The sequence below is a fragment of the Streptomyces sp. NPDC006691 genome (assembly GCF_042869955.1).
Classification (GTDB): Bacteria; Actinomycetota; Actinomycetes; order Streptomycetales; family Streptomycetaceae; genus Streptomyces.
Window position 1 is genome coordinate 1 of the sequence record NZ_JBIAGW010000057.1, and the last position, 1,048, is coordinate 1,048.

The 1,048-nt window shown below is 68.1% G+C and carries 1 protein-coding gene and 2 pseudogenes; 2 read left to right on the forward strand and 1 reads right to left on the reverse strand.

Annotated features, from left to right (window positions below; translation table 11 throughout):
- Positions 1-128 (forward strand): annotated as a pseudogene (locus ACFYNP_RS38370) (IS5/IS1182 family transposase); the annotation flags it as partial.
- A gap of 135 nt (positions 129-263) precedes the next feature.
- Here the strand turns inward: ACFYNP_RS38370 and ACFYNP_RS38375 are convergent.
- A pseudogene (locus ACFYNP_RS38375) lies at positions 264-603 on the reverse strand (helix-turn-helix domain-containing protein); the annotation flags it as partial.
- Between the two features lie 140 nt (positions 604-743).
- On the opposite strand from ACFYNP_RS38375, the gene ACFYNP_RS38380 reads away from it, so the two are divergent.
- Positions 744-1,010 carry an Atu4866 domain-containing protein gene (locus tag ACFYNP_RS38380; protein ID WP_388792092.1) on the forward strand — a complete coding sequence of 89 codons (267 nt, stop codon included), beginning with the start codon at positions 744-746 and terminating at the stop codon, positions 1,008-1,010.
- Positions 1,011-1,048: the final 38 nt, after the last annotated feature.

Below are 1,048 nucleotides of genomic sequence, written 5' to 3' on the forward strand. Positions count from 1 at the left end.
ACACCGTCGAACGAACCATCAACCGCCTCAAGGGCTTCCGCGCCGTCGCCACCCGCTACGAGAAACGCGCCCACATCTACCTCGGCACCGTCACCGTCGCAGCCCTCATCATCTGGCTCCGCACATGATCCGAGAAACAGTGCCTAGGCCTATTCGTCCGAGAGGTCGTGCCATCGGCGGGCCTCGGCCTGGATCAGTGCCGTCACTGCCTTCGGTCCTGCCTCGTTCCACCCGGGCACACGGCATGCCCTGATCCAGACCTGGTATCTGTCCATGACCTGTCGCAGCGGAGGACTGACCCGTTCGGCGGCGTGGACGGAGGGCTGGTCGTTCGGCGCGGCCCCGCCGGTACAAGTGCGTGCGTGCGTCCGCGTCGAGGCGCAGCGTGCGGCTGAGTGCGTCGACCACCTGGGGTGCGGGGTTGCGCTCGCGGCCTTGTCCCAGGCGGGTGTAGCAGTCGGCGTTCACTCCGGCGAGGACGGCGACCTCCTCGCGGCGCGGTCCGGCGACTCTGTGGGCCCCGTAGCTCGCCATGCCGACGCCCTCCGGCCGCAGTCCGTAGCGGCGTGTGCGCAGGACCTCTCCCCGGTGGTTGTCGTCCATGTGTTCATGACTAGACGGTGACCCGGTGCGCTGCCGGGGTGTGCCACACCCAGACAGTCCGCGTCCTGGTTGATGGCCGCTGACCTGCCCAGACTCGGTGGAGCGGGAAGGACCGCACCATTCGATGAGAGGAGTCCGCCATGGCAGGGACCGTTGAGGGCGACCACGTCGACGTGGTGGGAATGTGGGTAACCGCGGATGGTCACATCCGTCAGGAGCTGCTGCCGGACGGCCGTTATGCCGAAGCCCGCGGCAAGCGGCGCAGCGCGTACACCGGCCGATACACGGTGACCGGTAGCCACCTGGACTACGTCGACGACACCGGGTTCACCGCCACGGGCGACATCCGAGGCGGGGTGCTCCATCACGAGCACCTCGTGCTCTACCGGGAGCAGAAGTCGTCGTAGAGAGGCCGGGCCACGGCTGCCTTGGGCAGAATCCGCCG

Excerpts from the sequence above, each read along its gene's own strand:
- ACFYNP_RS38380 (WP_388792092.1), top strand. The coding sequence starts at position 744 with ATGGCAGGGACCGTTGAGGGCGACCACGTCGACGTGGTGGGAATGTGG.